The organism is Cetobacterium sp. ZOR0034 (genome assembly GCF_000799075.1).
Taxonomy (GTDB): domain Bacteria; phylum Fusobacteriota; class Fusobacteriia; order Fusobacteriales; family Fusobacteriaceae; genus Cetobacterium_A.
The window spans coordinates 1-21,482 of the sequence record NZ_JTLI01000044.1; the positions used below are offsets into that span (position 1 = coordinate 1).

Annotated in this window: 19 protein-coding genes; 5 read left to right on the plus strand and 14 right to left on the minus strand. The window is 29.6% G+C overall.

The features are described 5' to 3' along the window. The 7 genes from L992_RS13825 to chvE all read right to left on the minus strand — a co-directional run. A partial coding sequence (locus L992_RS13825) for a transaldolase family protein (protein ID WP_304412949.1) occupies positions 1 to 112 on the minus strand: 112 nt, incomplete at its 3' end. Between the two features lie 10 nt (positions 113 to 122). Beyond that, entirely contained in the window at positions 123 to 1,583 is a 1,461-nt protein-coding gene (araA, locus tag L992_RS08620; RefSeq protein ID WP_047395699.1) for an L-arabinose isomerase, read from the minus strand. Positions 1,584 to 1,628: 45 nt separating this feature from the next. Beyond that, positions 1,629 to 2,318 (minus strand): L-ribulose-5-phosphate 4-epimerase AraD, encoded by a 690-nt coding sequence (gene araD, locus L992_RS08625; RefSeq protein ID WP_047384127.1) that lies wholly within the window; start codon positions 2,316 to 2,318, stop codon positions 1,629 to 1,631. Between the two features lie 11 nt (positions 2,319 to 2,329). After that, the gene (locus L992_RS08630) at positions 2,330 to 3,982 is read right to left on the minus strand and encodes a ribulokinase (protein WP_047384129.1); all 1,653 of its coding nucleotides are present in this window, start codon (positions 3,980 to 3,982) and stop codon (positions 2,330 to 2,332) included. 12 nt (positions 3,983 to 3,994) lie between these two features. Continuing rightward, on the minus strand, positions 3,995 to 5,218 hold the full coding sequence (gene mmsB, locus L992_RS08635) for a multiple monosaccharide ABC transporter permease (protein WP_047384130.1): 1,224 nt from the start codon (positions 5,216 to 5,218) through the stop codon (positions 3,995 to 3,997). A gap of 18 nt (positions 5,219 to 5,236) precedes the next feature. Beyond that, the gene (locus L992_RS08640; protein WP_047384132.1) at positions 5,237 to 6,760 is read right to left on the minus strand and encodes a sugar ABC transporter ATP-binding protein; all 1,524 of its coding nucleotides are present in this window, start codon (positions 6,758 to 6,760) and stop codon (positions 5,237 to 5,239) included. Between the two features lie 33 nt (positions 6,761 to 6,793). Continuing rightward, positions 6,794 to 7,879, minus strand: coding sequence for a multiple monosaccharide ABC transporter substrate-binding protein (gene chvE / locus L992_RS08645; protein ID WP_081982805.1), 1,086 nt, complete (start codon positions 7,877 to 7,879; stop codon positions 6,794 to 6,796). Positions 7,880 to 8,082: 203 nt separating this feature from the next. Here chvE and L992_RS08650 point away from each other — a divergent pair, with 203 nt between their 5' ends. Next, positions 8,083 to 9,039 (plus strand): LacI family DNA-binding transcriptional regulator, encoded by a 957-nt coding sequence (locus tag L992_RS08650; RefSeq protein WP_047384134.1) that lies wholly within the window; start codon positions 8,083 to 8,085, stop codon positions 9,037 to 9,039. Positions 9,040 to 9,087: 48 nt separating this feature from the next. Here L992_RS08650 and dhaM read toward each other — a convergent pair whose 3' ends face one another. The 7 genes from dhaM to L992_RS08685 all read right to left on the minus strand — a co-directional run bounded on the left by dhaM (position 9,088) and on the right by L992_RS08685 (position 13,759). Further along, on the minus strand, positions 9,088 to 9,483 hold the full coding sequence (dhaM, locus tag L992_RS08655) for a dihydroxyacetone kinase phosphoryl donor subunit DhaM (protein ID WP_047384136.1): 396 nt from the start codon (positions 9,481 to 9,483) through the stop codon (positions 9,088 to 9,090). After that, a complete protein-coding gene (gene dhaL / locus L992_RS08660; protein WP_047395700.1) occupies positions 9,477 to 10,100 on the minus strand; it encodes a dihydroxyacetone kinase subunit DhaL in 624 nt (207 codons plus the stop codon). The genes dhaM and dhaL overlap by 7 nt, the downstream gene beginning before the upstream one ends. 13 nt (positions 10,101 to 10,113) lie before the next feature. Next, entirely contained in the window at positions 10,114 to 11,106 is a 993-nt protein-coding gene (gene dhaK / locus L992_RS08665; RefSeq protein WP_047384139.1) for a dihydroxyacetone kinase subunit DhaK, read from the minus strand. Positions 11,107 to 11,228: 122 nt separating this feature from the next. Further along, the gene (locus L992_RS08670) at positions 11,229 to 12,647 is read right to left on the minus strand and encodes a carboxylesterase (RefSeq protein WP_047395703.1); all 1,419 of its coding nucleotides are present in this window, start codon (positions 12,645 to 12,647) and stop codon (positions 11,229 to 11,231) included. Between the two features lie 111 nt (positions 12,648 to 12,758). Further along, positions 12,759 to 12,998, minus strand: a complete 240-nt coding sequence (locus L992_RS08675; protein ID WP_047384682.1) for a TIGR03905 family TSCPD domain-containing protein — start codon at positions 12,996 to 12,998, stop codon at positions 12,759 to 12,761. Between the two features lie 43 nt (positions 12,999 to 13,041). Then, positions 13,042 to 13,458 carry an Rrf2 family transcriptional regulator gene (locus L992_RS08680; RefSeq protein ID WP_047384684.1) on the minus strand — a complete coding sequence of 139 codons (417 nt, stop codon included), beginning with the start codon at positions 13,456 to 13,458 and terminating at the stop codon, positions 13,042 to 13,044. 94 nt (positions 13,459 to 13,552) lie between these two features. Then, a complete protein-coding gene (locus tag L992_RS08685; protein ID WP_047384687.1) occupies positions 13,553 to 13,759 on the minus strand; it encodes a hypothetical protein in 207 nt (68 codons plus the stop codon). Positions 13,760 to 13,936: 177 nt separating this feature from the next. On the opposite strand from L992_RS08685, the gene L992_RS08690 reads away from it, so the two are divergent. The 4 genes from L992_RS08690 to L992_RS08705 all read left to right on the plus strand — a co-directional run bounded on the left by L992_RS08690 (position 13,937) and on the right by L992_RS08705 (position 21,414). Further along, positions 13,937 to 14,629 (plus strand): hypothetical protein, encoded by a 693-nt coding sequence (locus L992_RS08690; protein WP_047384689.1) that lies wholly within the window; start codon positions 13,937 to 13,939, stop codon positions 14,627 to 14,629. A 52-nt stretch (positions 14,630 to 14,681) separates the two neighbouring features. Then, on the plus strand, positions 14,682 to 16,514 hold the full coding sequence (locus L992_RS08695) for a sigma factor-like helix-turn-helix DNA-binding protein (RefSeq protein WP_047384691.1): 1,833 nt from the start codon (positions 14,682 to 14,684) through the stop codon (positions 16,512 to 16,514). 110 nt (positions 16,515 to 16,624) lie between these two features. Next, positions 16,625 to 19,486 (plus strand): UvrD-helicase domain-containing protein, encoded by a 2,862-nt coding sequence (locus L992_RS08700; protein ID WP_047395706.1) that lies wholly within the window; start codon positions 16,625 to 16,627, stop codon positions 19,484 to 19,486. Beyond that, on the plus strand, positions 19,483 to 21,414 hold the full coding sequence (locus L992_RS08705; protein ID WP_047384697.1) for a [FeFe] hydrogenase, group A: 1,932 nt from the start codon (positions 19,483 to 19,485) through the stop codon (positions 21,412 to 21,414). The genes L992_RS08700 and L992_RS08705 overlap by 4 nt, the downstream gene beginning before the upstream one ends. Positions 21,415 to 21,482: the final 68 nt, after the last annotated feature.

Genomic DNA, 21,482 nt, shown 5'->3' on the forward strand with positions numbered 1-21,482 from the left:
CTCTTCCTTCTTTTACTATTAAGCTCGGATTTGTAGTTACACCACAAATCACCCCCATATCATTAGCTTCTCTTATTTCATTTACATTCGCTGTATCTATAAATATCTTCATATTTTTTCTCCTATAAACTTTTTAATTTAAATAAAAGCTCATTTAACTCCAAATCTCTTTTAAAAGTATTTAAATTTAATGTTTTATCTATCAATACAAATTCAATGTCATAATAATCAGCAAAATCTCTAAGTGTTTCAACACTCACATCATAAGTCATGGCAGTATGGTGCGCTCCTCCAGCAATAATCCATGCTTCAGACGCAGCTTCTAAAGATGGTTCCGGTCGCCACATAACTCTCGCTACCGGTAAGTTTGGCATATCTCCTACAGGTTTTACCGCATTACAAACATTTGCTATAAGTCTATATCTTCCCTCTAATTCTATCAAACTTACTTGAATTGCTTTTCCTGTCTTCCCAGAAAATACAATTCTTGCAGGATCTTCTTTTCCACCAATCCCTAGATGATGAACTTCTATCGATGGTTTCCCTTCTGCAATAGATGGACATACCTCTAACATATGTGATCCTAAAACTAAACTTTCATTATTTATATGATATGTATAATCTTCCATAAAACTTGTTTTACTATTTTCCCCAACCATATTTTTTAGAATTGAAACCATTGCTGCCGTTTTCCAATCTCCCTCTCCTCCGAAACCATATCCATCCATCATTAAGTTTTGTGTTGCAAGCCCTGGAAGTTGATTCATTCCATGTAAGTCTTCAAATGTATCTGTGAACGCCATACACCCTCTATCTTTTAAGAATTTTTTCATGGCTATATTTAATTTTGCTTGATATTTAATTGACTCTAGTTTATCAGTATCTACCGTATATCTATTTTCATACTCTTTTAACTGCTCATCTAATTCTCTTTCTGTAACTGCTTCTATATATCTAACTAAATCTCCTACTGGCCATGTGTTGATCTCCCATCCAAATTTCATTTGTGCACTTACTTTATTACCCTCTGTTACTGCAACATTTCTCATATTATCTCCAAATCTACAAACTTTTAAGCTGTTTGAAAATCCAATTCCTTTACAAAGTGTCATCCAATTATCTACTCTTTCTAAAGTATGAGAATCCTTCCAATACCCATGTATAACTTTTCTTTTTGTTTTTAAATTAGCATGAATAAATCCGTGCTCTCTATCCCCGTGAGCAGCTTGATTTAAATTCATAAAATCCATATCTATTTCATTTAAAGGAATTTCACTGTGATATTGCGTATGAAAATGAAGTAGCGGTTTATTCAGTTGTTTCAATCCATTTATCCACATTTTAGACGGAGAAAATGTATGCATCCAAGTTATAACTCCTCCACATTTGTTATTGAAATTCACTTCTTTCAATAAATTTTCAATCTCTTCAGAGGTCGTAACAATCCCTTTATTTATTATTTCTAATCCCAATCTCTTTGAATTATTCATATAATCTATAATTTCTTCGACTTGCTTCGCCACCTGTTTCAGTGCCTCTTCTCCATAAAGATGTTGACTTCCTGTTACAAACCAAATTTTCATTGTAGCCTCCTAGTTATTTTTAATTTAATATTTTTCTGATATCCATTATTTTTGTCCATAGTAGGCATTTTTTCCATGCTTCCTATTAAAATGTTTATTTTGTAAAACTTTATTTATCGAATCTATTTTTGGATTTAAATCTTCCGTATATTTCGCCATATAAGCAATCTCTTCTAAAACTATAGCCGTGTCAACACTATCGCTAGCTGAAGTCCCCCAAGTAAATGGTCCATGACTTGAAACTAATACTGCTTTATTTTTTAAAAAATCCTTACCTTTTAAGGTTTCTACAATAACCTTTCCCGTATTCTCTTCATAATCTGACGTTATCTCTTCTTCACTCATATCTCTTGAACAAGGTATATATCCCTGAAAATAATCTGCATGAGTTGTTCCGTAATTTGGAATCTCTCTTTTACTTTGAGCCCAAATTGTTGCCCATTTCGAATGCGTGTGACAAACTCCGTCTACATTTGAAGCAGCCTTGTATATTTCTAAATGAGTTTTATAATCTGATGACGGTTTTAAATCTCCCTCTATAATATTTCCTTGCATATCACAAACTACCATCTTATCAGGAGTAAGCAAGTCATAATCAACACCACTTGGTTTTATAACCATATGCTTTCTATCTTGTGTAACTCCACTAACATTTCCCCATGTAAAAATTATAAGTTTTTCATCTTTTAATCTCATATTAGCTTCATATACCTGCTTTTTTAGCTCTTCTAACATTAAAATCCTCCTCAGTTAACTCTATTTTCTATGTGTTTTCCTAGTTGTTTGTACTCTTCATAGTATTTTTTATACACTTCTACATTTTCTTCAATAGGGAAGTACTCTCTTTGGAATTTACTTCCTATCACTTCTTGTGCATCCTGAATATTTTCATAAACTCCAGAAACTTTTGCTGCAAATATCGCCGCTCCTAAAGCTACTGTTTGAAGTGAGTCTGCAACTTTTATAGGTTTATTCAATACATCTGCCATAACTTGCATTATTAGAGGTGATTTTTTAGCAACCCCACCAATTCCTATAATCTCATCTATTCTTATATTTTTTTCTATAAACGTATCTACAATTGCCTTAGCTCCATAAGCCGTTCCCTCTATTAAAGAACGATATATTTTTGGTGCATCAGAATCTAAAGTTAAATTTGAAATTGCTCCCTTTAATTTTTGATTTGCATTAGGAGTTCTTCTTCCATTCATCCAATCTAAAGAAAATACTGTGCTTTCACTTGCGTTTATCTCAAGAGCCTTTTTTTCTAGCATTGGTAACATTTGATCTCTATACTCTTCAATCTGATCCTCTGTAAACATATCTAAGCTTTTAATTGGCCATAAAAGTAACTCTCTGAACCACGAGTATATATCACCAAATCCAGATTGTCCTGCTTCAAGTCCAATCATTCCCTCTACAACAGATCCATCTACTTGCCCACAAATTCCTGGAACAAGAACTCCCACCATCTCATTTTTAGGAATCATCAATATGTCACAAGTTGAAGTCCCCATAACTTTCACAAAAGAATATGGTTTTATCTGTCCTCCAACAGCACCCATATGAGCATCAAAAGCACCAATTCCGATTACTACATCCTCTGGAAGTCCTAACCTGTTTGCCCACTCCTTCGAAATAACTCCTGCTTTTTCCTCTGAAGTATATGTCTTCGTATACATATTTTTTCTTAAATCTGCTAATCTTGAATCTAAGAGTCTTAGAAACTCTTCAGATGGAAGTCCTCCAAATTCTTCGTTCCACATAGCTTTATGACCTGCTGAACATCTACTTCTTTTTATCTCCTCAGCTCTATCTACTCCTGTCAATAAAGCCGGTATCCAATCGCAATGTTCAACCCAACTATAAATTTTTTCAGCAACTTTCGCATCAACTTTTATAATATGAAGCAATTTTGCCCAAAACCATTCTGATGAATAAACTCCACCAGAATATTTAGTGTAATCCACACCACCCCAGCTTTTAGCTGTTTTATTTATTAAATCCGCTTCCTCTGTTGATGAATGATCTTTCCATAATACAAACATTGCATTTGGATTTTTTTCAAACTCTTTTAATAATGCTAAAGGAGTTCCTTTTTCGTCAACTGCCACCGGTGTCGAACCTGTCGTATCAACAGATATTCCTCTTATATTTTCTCTAACCTCCTTTGGTAAATTTTCCAAAGGCTTCTTTATTACAAACTCCAATCCTTCAATATAATCTAATGGATGCTGTCTATATATATTTTGCTCTGGAGTACAAAACTCTTTATTCTTCCATCTCGGATAAGCGAATACCTCTCCACCTATCTGCTCTCCCGTATTTGCATCTACAATTATTGATCTACATGAGTCAGAACCATAATCTATTCCAATAACATAATTTTTTCTTTTCATAACTACTTCCCCCTATTTAGTTTCATTATTTCCTGATTTTGTGTAAATATCAAAAATTACTGCAAGAACAAGAACAATCCCTTTAATAGCTTGTTGCCAATCTATTCCTACACCTAAAATTGACATTCCGTTGTTCATTACTCCCATAACAAGTCCACCGATTATTGCACCGATTATTGTTCCTACTCCTCCACTTGCTGAAGCTCCTCCGATATAACAAGCTGCAATCGCATCTAATTCAAATCCGTTCCCTGCTTTTGGAGTTGCAGCATTTAATCTTGCTGCAAAAGCTATTCCAGATATTGCAGCTAAAATTCCCATATTTACATAAACCATCAGCAATACTTTTTTTGTTTTTATTCCCGATAGTTTTGCCGCTTTTTCATTTCCACCTATAGCATATATATGACGACCAAAAATTGTTTTTCTAGTTATGTAGCTGTATAGAATTGTCAAAATACTTAAAACAACCAATATTGTTGGAACTCCTTTATAAGCTGCTAATGTGTATGTGAATAAATTTATCATCAATGCAACCATTAACATTTTTATAGCAAATACGTTTATATTTTCTACGCTTAAATTGTACCTTACTTTGTCTCCTCTCTTTTTAAACTCTACTATTATATATAGTATTGAAAAAACTACACCTATCAATATTGTTGTCATATGTAATGATACCCCTGAAAAAATATCAACTATAAAGTTAGAACTCAATGCTCTCAATCCATCTGGAAATGGTGCCAAAGATCTCCCTTGAAGTGTTACCATTGTTAAGCCTCTAAAAACTAACATTCCACCCAAGGTTACTATGAATGCAGGAACTTTTATATATGCTATTATTGCTCCTTGTAATGCTCCAATTAAAGCTCCAACTCCTATAGAAATTATTATAGCTACTATATAATTCATATTTAAAGTGATCATCATATATCCCGCTATAGCTCCTATAAATGCTGCCACTGATCCAACAGAAAGATCTATATTTCCTGTTATAATAACCAATAACATTCCTATTGCTAAAATTAAGATATAACTATTTTGAAGTATCAGATTTGTTATATTTAATGGTCTTAAAGATATTCCATCGGTTAATATTGCAAATAAAACCATTATTACAGCTAATGCTATTAACATTCCATATTTTCTAATTCCATTTTTTAAATTAAACTCTTTCTTTATATTTACCTCTTCTGAATTTTCCATTTTTTTATTTTTCTTAACTAAAGCTTCCATATAAAACCTCCATTATATTTAAATAGCTAACTCCATTATTTTCTCTTGAGAAAACTCACTTTTATGTATCTCACCGTTTATTCTCCCTTCGCTCATTACATATATTCTGTCGCTCATTCCTATAAGTTCAGGCATTTCAGAGGAAATTATTATTACCGATTTTTTATTTTCTACAAGTTCATTTATAATACTATATATCTCATATTTAGCTCCAACATCTATTCCTCTTGTTGGTTCATCTAATATAAAAACATCTGGATCTGTATATAACCATTTTGCTAAAAGAACTTTTTGTTGATTTCCTCCACTTAAATTAGTCACATTTTGCTCTATATCATTTGACTTTATCCTCAATTTTTTTCTAAACTCCTCAGCTACTACTATCTCTTCCTCATTATTCAATATTCCTTTTTTAGAGATTCCACGCCAATTTGATAAAGTCGTATTAAACTTTATAGATTCATCTAGTATCAAACCATCACCTTTTCGATCTTCGGTTATATATGCTATTTTATTATCTATAGCCTTTCCAATTGTACTAATGTCTATTTTTTCTCCATCTTTTAATGCTATTCCCCGAACTTTATTTCCAAATGATTCTCCAAAAATACTCAATGCAAGTTCTGTTCTTCCAGAACCCATAAGTCCTGCTATCCCGATTACCTCTCCTTTTTTTACATGGAAGTTTATATTTGTTAAAATTTCTTTATTTTTATCCGATCTACTATTTACCTGCCATTCTTTTAATTCAAAGAAAACTTCTGAAGGATTTGATTCTCTAGATGGATATCTATCAGTTATATCTCTTCCTACCATCCCTCTAATTATTCGATCTTGAGATAGATTCTGATTTTCTACCACTATAGTTTCAATCGTTTTTCCATCTCTTATTATCGTCACCGAATCTGCTACTTCTGCAATCTCATTTAATTTATGAGATATCATTATTGAAGTAACCCCCTCCTCTTTTTGTAAATGCTTTAATAATTTTAATAAATTTTCACTATCATTTTCATTCAATGCTGCTGTTGGTTCATCTAATATTAAAATTTTTACGTCTTTAGCTAATGCTTTGGCTATTTCAACTAATTGTTGTTTTCCTACGCCAATCTCTTGAATTAATTTTCCTGGATCCTCTTTTAATCCAACTTTTTTAAGGAGAGATATAGCTTCATTCATAGTTGTGTTCCAATCTATTCCTAATTTATTCTTCTTCTCATTTCCTAAGAATATGTTTTCAGCAATAGTCATATTCGGCATTAAAGCTAATTCTTGATGAATTATAACAATCCCCTCTTTTTCACTCTCTTTAATATTATTAAATTTGCAAAGTTTTTCATTAAAGTATATCTCACCTGTAAATGTTCCTGATGGATAAACTCCACTTAAAACTTTCATTAAAGTTGATTTTCCAGCCCCATTCTCTCCACAAATTGAGTGAATCTCCCCTTTTTTTACTTTTATATTTACATTATCTAAAGCTTTAATATTATTAAATTTTTTTGTAATATTTTTCATTTCTAGGATAAAATTACTTTTCATCAATCTCTCCTTAACTAATTTTATTATTTTTATCTAGTTCTTTATCTGATCTTCTGTGTAATATCCAGAATCTATTATTGCTTCTTTCCAGTTATTTTTATCTACACTTATCGGTTCTAATAAATATGATGGAACTATTTTCACGCCATTATTATAAGTTGTTCTATCATTTATTTCAGGCTCTTTTCCTTTCATTATCGAATCAACCATATTTCCTGCTACCTTAGCTAATTTACTAGTATCTTTTAATACTGTTTGTGTTTGTTCTCCTGCAATTATAGATTTTATTGCAGCTATTTGTGCATCTTGACCTGTTATAATAGGCATCTTTTTATCACCACTTCCAAATCCCATACTTTTTAAAGATGAGACTACTCCTAAAGAGATCCCGTCATATGGTGATAACACTGCATCTAATTTTCCATCTGTATAAAAAGTTCCTAATAGGTTATCCATTCTAGATTGTGCTAAAGATCCATCCCATCTTAATGTCGCAACCTTATCCATACCCATTTGGTTACTTCTCACAATTAATTTTCCTGATTTTATATATGGTTCAAGTATTGACATTGCTCCATCGTAAAAGAAATACGCATTATTATCATCTGGTGATCCTCCGAATAATTCAATTGTAAATGGTCCTGGATTCGTTTTTAATCCTAAAGCATTTTCTATATATTGTCCTTCTAATACACCAACTTTAAAGTTATCAAATGTTGCATAATATTCTATATATGGTGTGTTCGTTATTAATCTGTCATAAGATATGATTTTTATTCCTTGATCTGCTGCTTTTTTAGTCACATCTGTCAATGCATTTCCATCTATTGAAGCTATTATAAGAACCTTAACTCCTCTAGTCATCATATTTTCTATTTGTGAGATTTGATTTTCAACTACATCCTCTGCATATTGTAAGTTTGATGTATAACCTAATTCTGTCAAGGTTTTTACAACATTATTACCATCATCAATCCAACGTTGTGATGATTTTGTCGGCATAGCAACTCCTACATCAACTCCACTACTATTTGATGATTGTCCTTCTTTTTTCCCACATCCTAAAAATACTGATGCTACAACTGTTACAAGTAAAGCTATTTTTTTAATTTTAATCATAACTTTTCCTCCTAATATAGTTTTTTTTGTTTCGTTTTTAACCTCTTAATAGATATATACCACATTATTTCAAAAAATCAATAGCATTTAAGAAAAATTTTTCTTAATAAAGAAAAATTTTTCGTTTTGAAATAAATAAATTTGCTTTTTTGTTACTTATGAGCTATTATAATTAATAATCGATATTTTAGTGGAGGAATTTTATGAATTTACAAGAACTTTCTGATAAATTAAACGTCTCAAAAGCTACTCTTTCTAGAGTAATTAATAATAAACCTGGTGTTAGTGAAAAAAAAAGAGAAGAAATCAAAGCTTTTTTAGCTAAAAATAATCTTATTAAAATTTCTGATGAAAATAATATCGTTATCATAATTCCTGATTTTGAAAACCCGTTTTTCGGAGAAATAATTAAAGAGATTTCTAAAGTTTTAAGAGAACAAGGCTATCAAATAACTATTTATGACACTGATGAAAATATTGAAAATGAAAAAATTATTGTCAGAAGTATTATTAAAAATGGAGCTGCCGGTGTTATTTTTTGTGTAAGCAACGGAATGGAATCCGCAAAAAATGTAAAACTACTACAAGACTCAAAAATTCCTGTTGTTCTTTTTGATAGAGAGCTTGATTTTCCTTTAGAAGGTGTGTTTTTAAATGATTTTCATGCTGGATTTCTAGCTACAGAACTCCTTATTTCTAAAGGATGTAAAAACATCGCTGTCATTCCAGGATCATTGGAATTAAAAAATATAAAAAATAGATTTGAAGGGTATCAATACGCCCTTAATCAAAATGCTATTCCCTTTAATTTCGAGCTTATATTTCAAGGGGATATGAAAATAGAAAGTGGAACTATTGCTATGAAAAATATTGTTAATTCTGAAATCGATATCGATGGAATTTTAATTTTAAATAATTTTATGACCATCGGTGTATTAAATTTTATAAACAATACTGACTCTTCATTGTATGATACATATAAAATTTTAGGATTTGATATTCCTGATTACCTTTTCAAGATGACACCAAAAATAAATATAATAACTCGTTCAAGAAAAGAGATGGGAAATCTTACTGCAAATATGATTTTAGATAAAATTCAAGAAAATAAAAAGGAAAATTATACAAAAAAAATTATAATTGATCCTATTTTATATTAAAAAAATATAAAAAAGTGTGGTTCTTTTAAAAACCACACTTTTCCATATCTAAATTTTACTCATAACTTTAAAATCCTTCAACTCTTCGATCAATTCATGAACTGTCAACTTTTCATCATTAATAGCCATCGCCATTATAACCCCTTCTACCAAAGGAGCATCCATAATCTTTATTTTACTTTTATCATAATCTCCATCTAAAAATTCTATTGCTAATTCTGAGTTCAGTATTGAGCTTCCTAAATCTCCGAAAATCACAACACCATTTTTTGTATATGCTTTTTTTATAGCTTCAACTATTATCAATGGATCTGATCCTAAATGTTCTCCGTTTGTACCACTTCCATTAACAACAGGAAACTCATATTTTTTCATTTCATTACACAACTCTATAACTTCATGAGCTAATTTTTTACTATGTGAAACTATTACAAATCCTAACATTTAAACTCCTCCCTTAAGTTCTCACATATTGTTTTTACTATTATATACGATGACATTGCCCCTGGATCTATGTGTCCTATACTTCTCTCTCCTAAGTAGCTAGCTCTTCCCTTTGTGGCAAGCATATCTTTTGTTGACTCCATACCCTCTTGAGCCACTTCCTCTATTTTATCTAAAAATTCACATATAGATAACTCTTTAGATTCTTGAAAAATTTTTTCTACAGGTTCTAAAGTGTCCAACATCGTTTTTTCTCCTGCTATAGCCTTTCCTCTAAATTTTATCCCCTCAACCATTGCCCCTAAAGCCACTCCAACTTTATCTCTATCTAATTCTTCTACTCCTTTTAAACTTTGAGCAACCCTCATCAATCCTGTTCCGTAAATTGCACCAGAAGCCCCACCAACATTAGATATTAATATCATAGCCATCTTATTTGCTATTTCAGAATAATTCAACTTTGAAAAGCTAGAACTCTCCTCCTTAATTTTTTGAAATCCTCTCGATAGATTCACGCCATGATCACTATCACCAATAGCTCTATCTAACTCACTCAATTCATCCCTTTTCTCAAATATTTTATCAGCAATACTATCTATTATTTTTATTATATCCATCCTCATAAACTCCTTAAAAAGTTTTTAGTGCAATCGTATCTGATTTTGATTTCAATAACCTTTCACTCTCTTCATCCAATTTTAAAATACTTATCGAAAATCCACCCATATCAAGAGAAGTCATATAATTTCCAACTAATGTTTTTTCTACATGAATATTCTTTTCTTTCAGCACATTTGAAACTCTGTTGCTCACTATAAATAACTCTATCAATGTTGTCTCACCTAATCCGTTTATTAATACAGCAACTTTTTCATTTTGAATATTTGATTCCTCTAAAATTTTATCTAAAATATGATCTACATGTACATCTGCATTTTGAAATTTTTCTCTATGCGTTCCTGGTTCACCATGAATCCCCAATCCTACTTCAATTTCATCATCAGCTAAGTCAAAGCTACTCTTTCCAGTAGTAAACACAGTACATGACTTTAAGGATATTCCCATTGTTTTTATATTTCTTATAACCCTATCTCCTAACTCTTTTATCTTATCCAGTGAATATCCTTCTTCTGCTGCTGCACCTAATATTTTATGAACAAAAATAGTTCCTGCTATCCCTCTTCGACCTATCGTATATGTACTATTCTCTACTGCTATATCATCATCGACAATAACTTTATTCACTTTTATTCCATCTAATTCAGCCATTTCTGCAGCCATTTCAAAATTCATTACATCTCCACTATAGTTCTTTATTATAAGTAAAACTCCCTCTCCATTATCAACAGCCTTAATAGCTTCATAAACTTTATCTGCACTCGGAGATGTGAAAACTTCCCCCGCTATAGCTCCATCTAACATTCCAAACCCAACAAATCCAGCATGTGAAGGCTCATGCCCACTTCCTCCTCCACTTACTAAAGCTACTTTTCCTTGTTTTTTATTTTTTCTTATAATAATAGGCAGTTCATTAACACTTTCAATCTCATTTGGAAAAGCTTTTACCATTCCTTCAACCATTTCTTTTACAATGTCTTCTTTATTGTTGATAAGTTTTTTCATATCTCCCTCCTAATTTTAAAAACATATTATAGCTACCTACTATGTGTATATACTTTACTTTTTTTTCTTTGTCAAATAATTGTTATTCAAAAAAAAGAACTCAAAAATTTGAGTTCTAAATTTCAATTATTTTTTTTTAATGTATTTTTTATATCCTCTTCTATATATTCAAAAAATTCGTTATATCTAATTCTGTAAAGAAGATTTGGTGATAAATAAAGAGCATTATTTTCTCCTTTTAATTTTAAATCTCCTAAAATAGAATGCTTCCCATAAATTGAATTTTCTGGTGAAATTGGAATAGATACATGTGACAGTGAAAAATTAGATTCATTCCATTTTAATCCTGTATCCTTCTCTTCGTAAAACTTTCCTTGATAATAATTTAGTATCCCAACCATATCATCTTTTTTTGTATTATAATTTGAAATAAAAGAGACATTAAATTTAAAATCTAAATCAAGTGCTTCATCTCTTAAATTAAGATTAATTAAATTAGGTTTGAAAAACTCTTCAAACTTTCTATTTATATCAAATATAACCAATTTATTTTCTGAATTTTCCATTTTAAAGAAAATATCATATAAATCTTTATCTAAAACAGTTGAATCAACAAGAGATGTGTAACTATATATTGGAGGTAACTCCGCTTTCTCTTTTTTACTCAATTTCATAAAATTAATTTTAGCTTTCTTTATCAGATAATAAACTTGAATTCCAGAATTTTTAGGAAAAGAGTTATATTTTGCTGGATCGTATTCTGGATTTATATCCAACCATTGAAACTTTTTAAAATAAGGTATCAAGCTTACCCATGAATCCAAAAATCCAAATTTTGCTGCTGGTGAAACTCCCATTGCAGGAGATAACCAAAATACTTTTTCGGGTTTAGGCAATTCCTTATCCTCTCGAATACTACTCGTTATATACTGAAGAGTTGCCGCTGCTCCAGTTGAAAACCCCACCATATAAAATTCAGAATTTTTTATATCTTTCAATTTTTCTTTTATCATTTTTGAACCAAAAATAGCTGCATCCTCAAAATCTTTTTGAGAAACTTTTACAAGTTCTCCTGGGTATGTTCCGTGATACTTATATCTCAGACCCAATACATAATATCCGTTCTCATAAAATATTTTGGCAATATCTCTCATCATAAATGGAGAATCTGTTAATCCATGAAGAAGTAAAACACCACCCTTTATATTTTCAGGAATCATTTCAAATGAAGAGTTGATATTGTTTCCATCCTTATCTAAAGAGGATAATATTCCATTTTTTGAAAATCTTGTCAAATTATCTTTTGAATTCACTTCAACTTCTGAAAATACATCTTTCAAAAATCTATTCTCTGCTAATAAATACTCTTCTATAGTTTTAAACTCTTTATAATCAGGTTCCTTATAACTACTCTTTTCGTGCCATTTTTTTAATTCAGGAGCAACCCTATTATAAATATATGCTCTTAAAAATTGAATAAAAATTATTATGATTATCAAAAAGATTATTATCTTTTTTAAAATTTGCATTACTTTCCTCATTAAATCCTCCCTTTTTCATATTTTTTATTCTTTAATTAAAAATAAAAGCCACTCCAAACTTTTAATCTGGTAGTAGCTTTTCTATTTTTACTTCAATTTTTATATTAATTACTAAACTAGCTCTCTCAATAATTTAGCTAACTGATCTGGGCAAGATGTTCCTCTAGATGAACAATCGATTCCCTCTAATCTTTTTATAACTTCTTCTATAGACATTCCTTCAACTAATTTTTCGATAGCAACAGTGTTTCCGTCACATCCTCCAAAAAATTCTATCTTCTCAATAATATCCCCATTTAATTCTATTCCAATCTCTTTTGCACAAACACCTTTAGTTTTTAAAATTTTCATTCCCAAAATCTCCCTTTTACTTCTTATTCGTATTTTATAAAATTTACGCCGTGTATCCAGAGCAATTCTCTAACTTATCCATAGTTATTTTTTCTAATTCCTCTTTAATTTTTAAATTTACTTCTTCTAATTTACATCTTAATCCACATAAAGCCATTTTAGAACCCGTGCAACTTGTTTTATCTTCAAAGCATCCATTGACCTTTACTCCACCTTCTAAAACTTTCACAACATCATATACACTTATCTCTTCAGGCTTCTTTGCTGCTACATAACCACCTTTGGCACCACGAAATGATTCTACTAAATCAGATGAAGTTAATTTTCCAAGAATTTTTAGTGTAAATCTTATAGAAACACCTGAAATTTCAGAAATCTCCTTTGCATCCATTTTTCTATTTGCTTCACACAGTAAAAGTACAATTCTTACTCCGTAATCAACTTCTCTACTAATTAACATTTTTCCTCCAAATTTTAAAATTTCAATATTAATATTGTAGACCATTTTTCATCATAAATCAATACATATTTTATATAAATTCAATAAAATCCATCTAATTAAATAATATAAAAAAAAGTATCACTATAAAATCTACAATAAAAATTTTTGTTAACAAACTTTTTCTATACATCGGATTACTAAATAATTTAATATAATCATTTATTCCTAAATAACCTCTATATTTTTCATTCATAAAAAAATATGTAAATGCATCAAAAGTTAGTACGATTAAGTTATATATCATCAACCTCTGTACCATATGCCCCTCCTAATTTTTTATTATTATAATAATATATTACTTTATGTATTATATAATGTCAAATATTTGAAGAATCCTATATTTTAAATTGAATTTTTGATTAAAATGAATTATAATGTTAGCAGTTAGTATAATATCTATATATAAATAATGTATTAATCTATAAGGGGGAGAGAAATGAGTTTTTTATCTAAACTTTTCAACAATAAGAATATCAAGGAACTCGAGAAAATTAATCTAACTTTAAGTGAGCAGTTATTAAATCTTCAGAAAGAGTTACAAGAAAAAGAGATTCTTATTAATAACTACTCTTCTTTGCAATCTAAGCCAAATACTGACTATTCTAAACAATGGCAACTTATGGAAAAAAACCTTAGAAATTTACAAGAAGAAAACAAAGTTTTAAAAGAACATCTTATAAAACTAAATAAAATTATTCCTAAACAACAGTGGCAATACTCTTTTTTAGTTGATTTACACCACTTCTATTCTACTAATAAATTTATTGGAATTAGAGAAAAATTAAATGAATCTGGTATCAAATATCTACAAGAGATTACAGAGGAAACATTTAATACAACTTTAAAAGATGATCGTTATGTACAAGAGGGGCTTCAAAAATTTTTGGATTATAAACGTGGAATTATTGATTGGGATGTGAAAACTTTCTTATTGAAAGGTGATAAAGTAACAAAAATATATCAAAAATCTAGAAAGTTTTTAAATATATTAGCTGAAAAAAATATCGAATTCATGATCGACTTAGAGTCATTTAATTTTCACTCTTTAAAAGACTATGGATTTTCTGATGAAGATATAAGCAGTTTCAAAGAAAAATACGAATCGTACAATGCCGAAAGAAAAATATAATAGCTTTTACCTAGTTTAATATTAGGCATAGAGTTTTGGGGAGGGAATTTTGATGAGTACATACAAATTATGGTGCAACTACCTTAGAATTGATAGATTTATATATCCTGATGAAAAGAAATTAAAATTTTTGAATTTCTGTGAGGAAAATAATGCTATCTATCTTTCTGAAATAGATGAGGAGCTTTTATCCAAATACTCCAAAGTACCTGGTGTTGGCCCTGGAAGAATTGCAGACATCAAAAATGATCTGTCTGAAATTATTGAAAGATTTTCAAAACAAAAAACCTACAAAAAAATTGTTGACTGTTATTTAGATAAAATAATATTTAATATAAAACATATAGAGGGAATAAGCATCGGAGAATTCTTAAGTTATACTCAAGATGATATAGATAGATTAAATCTTTCAAATCAAGATTTAGAAAGAATCTATGAAATATGTACAACAACCCTTCCTTTAGAAGAAACTTTAAAAAAAATTAAGCATACTCTATCAACTGATGACATTCAGCTTTTAGTTGATAGACTTGAAAATAATAAAACTCTAGAAGAGATTGGTAGCCAAAGAAATATCAGTCGTGAGAGAACTAGGCAAATAGAGATTAAATTAAAGCAAATTATTGCAAATATCTTCAAAAATACAAATTTGAATATTGCATTAAAAATCGAAGCTGATTTTAAAGATGAAATCTCTCTTGATGAAATGTATATACTTTTTGGAAACGACTATCGTTTCTTAGTTAGTTTTTTAAAAAGAAATGAGATTTTCTCAAGACCTTTTTATATAGATTTCTTAGACTTATTCCTTTTTGACAGAAGAGAAAGATTCTTTAAAATATTTTACTCATTAGAGTTTACAAATATCTTAACCACTGAAAATGTTAAAACTATTAGAAGCAGTTTCAAAAGTTTTAAGTGGATTACACAAGATGAAATTGAAAAGATTATAACTAAGCTAGGATATGAAAAACATGGGAAATACTATGTTCAAAACAGCGGATATAAAGATATCTTAGAACTTTATTTTGTTAAATTGGTTTCACATCCTCTAAGAGTTGATGAAAACACAATTAAATTGATCATCGAAGATATTAATTCAAAATTAGATTATAATCTTTATGCTGAAGAGATAAAAAATATAAACGATAATACTGCTATCTATTTAGCTCGTAGATTAGAAGGATTACTTTCTAGAATTGATGGAATCATTATGACTGATTCTAGAACTTATATCCATATTAATAAGATAAAATACAATGTAGAAGAGTTTTTAAATCTAAAAGACTCAATACTTTCTTTTAACGAAAACTATATTGATAGTATTGCTGTCTATAAGAATTTAGAAAATAATTTAAACGATATCGGAATTTATTCTGATCATGTATTCTACTCTTTATTCAAATATCATTTTGCACAGGAATTAAATCTAAGTACAAACGGTAACAGTAGAGTATTAACTATTGGAGAACAAGGCTTCAATAGAGTTGAAGAGCTTGAGAAGTTCATTGAAGGAGAAGGAAAAATTCTTGAAAAAAGTTACATTCAAGAAAAACTTAACTACTCAAACGTATCTTTAAATAATGCTATAGATAATTCAAATAAAATTATTAGTTTTGACAGATCTTTCATCGGATTAATTAACTTTGTTAATATGAGTAAGGTTGAGATTGAACTATTCAAAACTATGGTGCTTGCAAATGATGACGACGGAAATATATCTATTCCAGAACTTATAAGTAGAATTAATCTAAATAAAGGTTTTAAAACTTTTATTAAGAGAAATGAAATAAATAAATACTTTATTGCGTCTTTAGTTAGATACTATTTCCCTGAATATAAAGGTGGATGTAACCTGCTGAGCAAAAAAAATATTACTAAATAGTCAGAACCTGGTTAAATCCAGGTTCTTTTTTGTTAATTATAACTAAATAACTTGAAAATTTAACTAAAATAATATAATATCTAATTAAGTCTTATTTTGGGAGTATACCTATGAAATTTTTGATTACAGATTATTTTTTTAAAAGTATCCCCTTAGAAAAAAATGATAAAATTCTTGATAGATTACACTTTTTTTATAATCTAATAAAAAGTAATAATAGCTTATCTGGAAAACTACCAAATGGATTCTGGATAAAAAAAATAAATGGCGCTAACTCTCTATACGAATTTCGAGTTGATAGTGGCGATAGAATATTTTTCCTATTCAATACTATTTCTAGAGAAAGCTCTGAGGGTGTTATTATATTTCTTATATACTCTTCTCACGATATGGCTATAAAAAAAGCTAAAAGAAAAGAGGTTTTCGAAAGTAATCTAAAAGATTTTATCATCTTTGATCAAGAGGATAATATCGAAACAATTGATGAAACTTTCTTTAACTATAATAACCTAATCACTTATGAAATTCTTGATGATTCTGATTTCATTAGTAATTTTCATAATAAAAAATATAAATACTACTATTTAAATGATGAACAATACTCTTGCTTAGTAGATGCACCACCACATTTTATTGCTGGAAGTGCTGGGAGTGGAAAAAGTACAATCACTCTTAGAAAACTTTTAAATTTAGAGGAGCATGCTGATTTTTATAACTTCTCTAATATATTGTATCTTACATCTAATAGATATTTAAAAGATAACTCATTTGAACAATATAAAGAGTTTAGAAAAGATGGAGAAAAAATTGCTGATTTTTTCACGCTAAAAGAATTTTTATCCAAGTCTCTAAATATTCCTACTAGAAATATCGTTGATTTTAACCGTTTTAAAGAGTTTTTTAGATTTTCTTATCCCAATAGAAAAAAATTTACTCTTTCTATTGAAGAAATATATTCTGAAATCAATGGAATAATCAAAGGTTTAATGATTAAAGACAATGCCGATAACTGGAACAGAGATTTATCTCAAAACATAATGCCTTTATCTGATTATTTAAAATTAAGTTCTAAATACTCAACACTCGAAAGTGAAATACGAAAATCTCTTTATGAAGTTTGTTTGAAGTATAACTCTTGGCTTAAAGAAAATAATTTATATGATTTAAATGATCTTTCGATAGCTCTTACTGAAAAAAAACTTTCTTTTGATTATATTATTATTGATGAAGTTCAAGATTTAACTGAAATTGAAATCTTCGCTCTTACATCTCTGGTAAAAAGTAAAGAAAATCTTTTTTTAGCTGGTGATATCCACCAAATGATAAATGCTACATTCTTTAATTTTGAAAGAATGAAAAATCTTTTCTATACAAAATATAATCAAAGAGTAAACCTTAAAATTTTATCAAAAAATTATAGAAGTTGTAAAAAAATTGTCGATTTAGCAAACTATTTCGCAGATCTTAGAAGTACCTATATAGGAAACCTTGGAAGTGACGACTATAAAGAGATAGCTATTCAAAAAGATGGTGAGGTCAACCTGACTCCAGTAAATCTCTCTCTTTTACAAAAAGCACAGGAAAGTGCTAACTCAGCTATCGTTGTTCCTGATGATTCTGTAAAATTAGAACTTTTAGATAAACTTGAAAATAAGCATCGTGTCTTTACAATTCAAGAGATTAAAGGACTTGAATATAGTAATATTATTTGCTATAACTTATCATCAAACTACCAAGAGAAATGGGAAAAAATTTTTGCTAAAGAAACAAAATATGATCAACGTTATAGAAAGTATTTTAATATTTTTTATGTCGGAATAACTAGAGCCCAAGAAAATCTAATTATTATGGAAAGTAACATCGAAAATAATAACGTTCTAAAAGAACTGAGATCATTCTTGACTCCAAATAACAACATTATTATTAATAAAAAAAATGAAAATTTAGCTCTCGAAAAAGAAGATTGGTTAAAAGAGGGTATAAAACTATATAAACTAGAGCAAATAGAGGAAGCTCAATATGCTTTTGAAAAAGCTGGCGAGCCCACTTGGATTCTAGAAAAAGAATTAGAACAAAATATTCTATCTCTTGATTTCAAAAATGCTATTTTAAAAGTATCTTTAAAAGCTCTAAAAAGTAAAGAGGTATTCTATAGAAAACTTATTATCGATACCGCTATAGACAACAATCTCTATTTTATAGCTGCAGAATGTAATCGTACATTTGGAATATCTTATAAAGATAAAGAAATCAAAGAAGGTATCAAAAATGGGATTTCAGAAAACATCTTCACTCAAAAAGAATTGCAAAAAATTATTCAATTTTATAAAGAAAAAAAAGACTCCAACTTTGTCGGAGATCTACTCTTAAAAATGAAGAGATTTAACGAAGCACTTATTTTTTACCAAAATTTAAATAATCCTGTTGGAATTAAATTGGCACGTTGTGGAATTTTAGAACCTTATTTTAAATCTGTTTCGAATTTTAAAGAGAAAGTAGATCAACTTGATGAATTGATCACAAATAAAAATATCAATACATTTGATAAAAAAGAAAAGTTAACTCCTTTGCACAGAGCACTTCTTATAAAAAAAGATCCAATTCTTTTTGAAATGATTCTGTACTTAGGAGGAAATATCAATACATATGTGGAAGGAAAGGAGTTTGTTCCATTCTACATTATGCTCAGAATGAATGAACCTAAAGAAATCATCTATAATTTCCTAGACATATGTATAAAGCATAATTTTAATTTTAACAACAATAACAATTTATATATTTATGTAGCTAAAGTTAAGTACTTTAAATATCTCTTGTATAAAGAGGTTATAAATCTTGAAATCTTCGAAGATTATGTAAATAAGCTTCTCGAAGCTTTATTAGAAACTCCAGATAGTAAAATCGAAATAAGAAAATCAACTTTATGTAAGAATATAATTAAAAACTACAAAAAGAAAAAGGAGAATTTATGAACAAGAAACAAAATTTACTTAGAACATCTTTAGGTTCTGTCTTTAGTGAAAGTGACCTTATGGGAGGACTTATTGGAGAAAACAGACTTATCACTATCTCAGGAAAAGTAAACAACCCTGGAATATATGAAATTCCTGAAAATGCGACTCTAAAAGATATCTTAGATATTGCTGGTGGAATGAAAAACGGAAAAGATTTCAAAGCTGCACAATTTGGATTACCATTTGGTGGCTTCGCTACAAAAGAGTCATTAAATGAAGTTGTTGATTTTGAACATTTCTTTGATTCTAATCACCCAAAAGCTTTAATTATCTTATCAGGTGAAAGTTGTATTGTTCAATTTGCTAAGTACTATATCGAATTCATTTTAGGAAAACTTTCTAAAGGAGAGTATAGAGAATATTTAATCGCAAAATTTGAAATTGAAAGATCTTGGAGAGTTTTAGATAGAATTTCTAAAGGAAAGGGAAATATGAGAGATCTTTATCTTTTAAGACAACTTTCTCAAAACATAAAAGAGAGCACTGGTCAAAAACACAATCTTATTGATGAAGCTATTGAAGCATTCTATCATGAATTTGAAGAACACATCGAAGAACATAGATGTTATACAGGTGAGTGTCCTCAACTTGTTAAATTTAGAATAACAAGCAAGTGTATTGGATGTACTGCTTGTGCTAGAGTTTGTCCTGTTCATTGTATCGAAGGAAAAATTAAAGAAAGACATCGTATCGATATAGAAAGATGTACTCACTGTGGTCAATGTGTTGCTGCCTGCCCAGTTAATGCAATCAACGAAGGAGATAACAGCTTAAAATTCTTAAGAGATTTAGGAACTCCTGGTAAAATTGTTATAACTCAAATGGCACCTGCTGTTAGAGTTGCTCTTGGTGAAGCTTTCGGATTTGAAGCTGGAACTAATATCGAAAAGAAAATAAATGGTGCTCTTAGAATGCTTGGTGTAGATTATGTTTTCGATACAGCTTGGGCTGCAGACTTAACTATCATGGAAGAAGCAACTGAATTCCAACAAAGATTAGAAGCATTCTTTAAAGGTGATGACAATGTTAGATTACCTATTCTAACATCTTGTTGCCCAGCGTGGGTTAAGTTCATCGAACAAAGTTATCCTGATATGCTAGATGTTCCATCAACAGTTAAATCTCCAATGCAAATCTTCTCTACAATAGCTAAAGATATTTGGGCTAAAGAAAAGGGATATAAAAGAGACCAAGTTACTGCTGTTGCAATCATGCCATGCTTAGCGAAAAAATATGAAGCGGCAAGAGAGGAGTTCTCAAGAGGAGATAACTATGATACAGACTATGTTATAACAACTAGAGAACTTATTAAAATCTTAAAAGAAACTGAAATTGATTTAAATAAAGTAGAAGAGGAAGAGTTCGACAATCCATTAGGAGAATACTCTGGAGCAGGTATTATATTTGGTAGAACTGGAGGAGTTATTGAAGCTGCAACAAGATCTACTATTGAAATGATTACAGGTGAAAGAATTGAAAATATTGAGTTTGAAGCTTTAAGAGGATGGGACGGTTTCAGAAGTTGTGATTTAACTATAGGACATATTGAACTTAGAATTGGAATCGCACACGGACTTGAAGAAGCTAAAAAGATGCTAGATAAAATAAGAAGTGGTGAAGAGTTCTATCACGCTATCGAAATTATGGCTTGTAAAGGTGGATGTATCGGTGGTGGTGGTCAACCGAAAGCGATAAAAAAACAAGAAACTCTTGAAAAAAGAGCCGAAGGATTAAATAATATCGATAAAATATCTGAGCTTAGAAGATCTCATGAAAATCCTCAAGTTCAAGCTATCTATGATAAATATTTAGACTACCCTTTAAGTAGAAAAGCTCATGAGCTTCTTCATACTAAATATTTCCCTAAAATTAAAACACACAGATAATTCTACTAAATATAGAAGCCTTTAAAAGGCTTCTATATTTTTATTCTATTTTAAACTCTATCTTATGG

Excerpts from the sequence above, each read along its gene's own strand:
- dhaM (WP_047384136.1), bottom strand. The coding sequence starts at position 9,483 with ATGTTAGGATTTGTAATAGTTTCACATAGTAAAAAATTAGCTCATGAA.
- araD (WP_047384127.1), bottom strand. The coding sequence starts at position 2,318 with ATGTTAGAAGAGCTAAAAAAGCAGGTATATGAAGCTAATATGAGATTA.
- mmsB (WP_047384130.1), bottom strand. The coding sequence starts at position 5,218 with ATGGAAGCTTTAGTTAAGAAAAATAAAAAAATGGAAAATTCAGAAGAG.
- L992_RS08650 (WP_047384134.1), top strand. The coding sequence starts at position 8,083 with ATGAATTTACAAGAACTTTCTGATAAATTAAACGTCTCAAAAGCTACT.
- L992_RS08700 (WP_047395706.1), top strand. The coding sequence starts at position 16,625 with ATGAAATTTTTGATTACAGATTATTTTTTTAAAAGTATCCCCTTAGAA.
- L992_RS08640 (WP_047384132.1), bottom strand. The coding sequence starts at position 6,760 with ATGAAAAGTAATTTTATCCTAGAAATGAAAAATATTACAAAAAAATTT.
- chvE (WP_081982805.1), bottom strand. The coding sequence starts at position 7,879 with ATGATTAAAATTAAAAAAATAGCTTTACTTGTAACAGTTGTAGCATCA.
- L992_RS08630 (WP_047384129.1), bottom strand. The coding sequence starts at position 3,982 with ATGAAAAGAAAAAATTATGTTATTGGAATAGATTATGGTTCTGACTCA.
- L992_RS08685 (WP_047384687.1), bottom strand. The coding sequence starts at position 13,759 with ATGGTACAGAGGTTGATGATATATAACTTAATCGTACTAACTTTTGAT.
- dhaK (WP_047384139.1), bottom strand. The coding sequence starts at position 11,106 with ATGAAAAAACTTATCAACAATAAAGAAGACATTGTAAAAGAAATGGTT.
- L992_RS08705 (WP_047384697.1), top strand. The coding sequence starts at position 19,483 with ATGAACAAGAAACAAAATTTACTTAGAACATCTTTAGGTTCTGTCTTT.
- L992_RS08695 (WP_047384691.1), top strand. The coding sequence starts at position 14,682 with ATGAGTACATACAAATTATGGTGCAACTACCTTAGAATTGATAGATTT.
- araA (WP_047395699.1), bottom strand. The coding sequence starts at position 1,583 with ATGAAAATTTGGTTTGTAACAGGAAGTCAACATCTTTATGGAGAAGAG.
- L992_RS08680 (WP_047384684.1), bottom strand. The coding sequence starts at position 13,458 with ATGTTAATTAGTAGAGAAGTTGATTACGGAGTAAGAATTGTACTTTTA.
- L992_RS08670 (WP_047395703.1), bottom strand. The coding sequence starts at position 12,647 with ATGAGGAAAGTAATGCAAATTTTAAAAAAGATAATAATCTTTTTGATA.
- L992_RS08675 (WP_047384682.1), bottom strand. The coding sequence starts at position 12,998 with ATGAAAATTTTAAAAACTAAAGGTGTTTGTGCAAAAGAGATTGGAATA.
- L992_RS08690 (WP_047384689.1), top strand. The coding sequence starts at position 13,937 with ATGAGTTTTTTATCTAAACTTTTCAACAATAAGAATATCAAGGAACTC.
- dhaL (WP_047395700.1), bottom strand. The coding sequence starts at position 10,100 with ATGGATATAATAAAAATAATAGATAGTATTGCTGATAAAATATTTGAG.